Genomic DNA, 2864 nt, shown 5'->3' on the forward strand with positions numbered 1-2864 from the left:
ATACATTTATTATTATAACAACATTCGTATTCAAACGAAACTAAACAGCCAATCACCGATAAGCTATCGGCAATTGGCTGTATAAAAGGTGTTTTGATCCCTGTCTCAAAAACAGGGGTCAGTCCCATTGTTTGGTATGTTTTTTGATAGATAGGTTCTCAACATTGAATGCATATTTATTTACTGGCCAGCTCCTTAATGATCAAACTTAATTCATAAATTCCCTTTTGAAGATCTTCAAGAGATGCATAAGCGTATGACAAGCGAATATAATTGCCTTTTTCCTGAGCATAAATACTGCCAAGATTGAGAAGAATCCCTTTTGTTAAGGCTTTTTTATAAAGTAATTTCATAGATATCGAAGGCAATATTTTTAACCAGATAAAGAATCCCCCTTTAGGAATAGTCCAAACAGCTGCATTCTTCATATTGGTTTCTAAAGCGCTCGTAACAAATTGCCTTCTTATCTTTAATTGATGTCTTACCCGTTCTAAATGCCGCTGATATTGGCCAGATGTGAACCATTCCGCCGCTACTCTTTGAGACAACGAACTCGATCCGTAATCTGTCTGCATTTTAATGTCAGATAAACGTTCAATCACTGGCTCTGGCCCGACGATCCATCCAATCCTTAAGCCCGGGCTTAGCGTTTTCGATAAACTTCCTACATATAGCACATGACCGTTTTTATCTATTGTTTTCATAGGATATGGCGGAATGTCATCTATCCACAGCTCACGATATATGTCATCTTCAATAATGGGAAGCTGCGCTTTTTCGCTTGCGGCAAGAATTTCTTTCCGCCGCTCTTCTGACATTAAGATACCAGTCGGATTTTGAAAACAAGGGTTTGTATATAATATGGCTCTTCCCCGTTCCCCCTTTGTCATATGAATATGGTTTGGCAAAAGCCCCTCTTTATCCATAGGAAGTCCGGTCAGATTCATTCCGGCTGATTGAAATACATGTAATGAATAAAGATAAGATGGCTGATCAAGAAAAACAGTTGATCCTCTTTGCAAAAGCCCCATTGATATAAGCTGTAAGGCTTGCAGTGCTCCTGAAACAATAAGAATGGATGAAGGTGAAGCATGAATCCCGATTGTTTTTAAATAATCACTCAATGCCTCTCTTAAAGGCAAGTATCCTTTTGGTTCCTCATATCCGAACGCCTCTATGTTTTGAGATACCTTGCCCATAATCTCTTTCATAGCAGACAAAGGAAAAATCTCTTTTGAAAGTTCTCCTTTGCTTAGCTGTATAAGATCAGAATTTGATTCTGATTTATTGATCTCTTGAACAATTCTTCGGCTTGGCTGCTGGATTCCCGAAGTTACATATTTCTCCCAATTGGGTGCGGAATTCTTAGCCAACAGTGTCCAAGTATTGTTGATGACAACTGTCCCTTTTCCCATTCTGCCTTCAATCAACCCATCTGCTATCAATTCCTCTAACGCTGTGATAACCGTGCTTCGATTTACATGAAAGTCTTTTGCAAGCGTGCGCTGGCTTGGAATCTTACTTCCAATCGGCCACTCTCCATTACCTATTTTCTCTTTTATATAATCAATGATTTGTAAGTACTTAGGAAGCTTTCTAACCGTTTTTTCTTCTGTAACGCTCATCAAAAGCAGTCTCCTTCAACTAAAGTGGTTGGGTCAAAAATTATGTAACTGGTTGAAGCCATTTTATCAAATCTCTATTAGTATAAAACACACTAAATAACTGGTTGGTTTTTGTAAAGAAGGAGTGAAAATCATGAAAAAGAAAACTGTTCAACTCATCATATCTTACAGTCTTATGATCGGTTTGTGGGCATCAGCTTTTCCGGGAATTCGTGTAGGTCTGGAATATTACACACCCGAACACCTTGCTTTATTTCGTTTGTTAATCGGATCTATGGCATTGTTGCTTTTTGCTGTGCTGACTAACATGCGCTTACCTGACATGAAAGATATCCCTGTCATCTTATTATTAGGGTTTTTAGGTTTTGCACTCTATCACATTTTGCTTAATATCGGTGAAAAAACAGTTAGTGCCGGGATTGCAAGCTTACTCGTAACCACAGCACCAATCTTTTCCGCGGTGTTGTCTCGACTGTTTTTTGGTGAACATTTTGGTTTTTCTAAATGGATTGGCTCTATCATTAGTTTATTGGGTGTATCATTTATTTCATTAGGGACAGGAGATCATACGCTTTCAATGAAAGGAATTCTGTTCATTCTGCTGGCAGCTTTTGCAGAGAGTATTTATTTTGTTTTTCAAGCCCGTTATATAAAAAAGTATGGTTTTATTCCATTTGTAACGTTCACGATTTGGGGTGCATCCTTACCAATGCTTGTTTTTCTTCCAGGCTTATGGGGGGAGTTTGTAAACGCCTCAATGAACTCCACATTGTCTATCGTTTACTTAGGCTTATTTCCGACGGTCATCCCATACTTTGCGCTTGCATATGTAACTTTAATCGTCGGTGCTGCTGAAGCAACGATTTCACTTTATGTAACACCGGCTTTGACGTTGGTGATTTCCTGGATGTGGATAGGCGAAATGCCTTCACTTATTTCACTGCTAGGCGGAATGGTGACTGTCAGCGGGGTATGTTTCACCTACATAAAAGGAAGCAAAATAAAGATGTTAAAGGAGATGAAAAAGTTCTAATTTCCTTTCTGTTTTGATGCACGGTATCGGTACCCTGCTTCATGTCATTACATGAATGAATAAAAAAACATACCAATCGTAGGGACTGACCCCTGTTTTTGAGACAGGGATCAAAACACCTTTTATACAGCCAATTGCCGATAGCTTATCGGTGATTGGCTGTTTAGTTTCGTTTGAATACGAATGTTGTTATAATAATAAATGTA

4 protein-coding genes are annotated in these 2864 nt (G+C 38.6%); 2 read left to right on the plus strand and 2 right to left on the minus strand.

Annotated features, from left to right (window positions below; all coding sequences use genetic code 11):
• On the plus strand, window positions 1-85 hold an 85-nt coding region (locus WA325_RS21100; RefSeq protein ID WP_134980913.1), incomplete at its 5' end, for an IS3 family transposase.
• A 91-nt stretch (window positions 86-176) separates the two neighbouring features.
• Here WA325_RS21100 and pdxR read toward each other — a convergent pair.
• A complete protein-coding gene (pdxR, locus tag WA325_RS21105; RefSeq protein WP_336184163.1) occupies window positions 177-1625 on the minus strand; it encodes a MocR-like pyridoxine biosynthesis transcription factor PdxR in 1449 nt (482 codons plus the stop codon).
• A 133-nt stretch (window positions 1626-1758) separates the two neighbouring features.
• On the opposite strand from pdxR, the gene WA325_RS21110 reads away from it, so the two are divergent.
• On the plus strand, window positions 1759-2658 hold the full coding sequence (locus WA325_RS21110; protein ID WP_322013282.1) for a DMT family transporter: 900 nt from the start codon (window positions 1759-1761) through the stop codon (window positions 2656-2658).
• A 122-nt stretch (window positions 2659-2780) separates the two neighbouring features.
• Here WA325_RS21110 and WA325_RS21115 read toward each other — a convergent pair.
• Window positions 2781-2864: IS3 family transposase (locus tag WA325_RS21115; RefSeq protein ID WP_134980913.1), on the minus strand; the 84-nt coding region annotated here is incomplete at its 5' end.

Origin of the sequence: Bacillus sp. 205(2023) (assembly GCF_037027485.1) — a bacterium.
In the GTDB taxonomy this organism is placed as follows: domain Bacteria; phylum Bacillota; class Bacilli; order Bacillales; family Bacillaceae; genus Bacillus; species Bacillus halotolerans.

Excerpts from the sequence above, each read along its gene's own strand:
- pdxR (WP_336184163.1), bottom strand. The coding sequence starts at position 1,625 with ATGAGCGTTACAGAAGAAAAAACGGTTAGAAAGCTTCCTAAGTACTTA.
- WA325_RS21110 (WP_322013282.1), top strand. The coding sequence starts at position 1,759 with ATGAAAAAGAAAACTGTTCAACTCATCATATCTTACAGTCTTATGATC.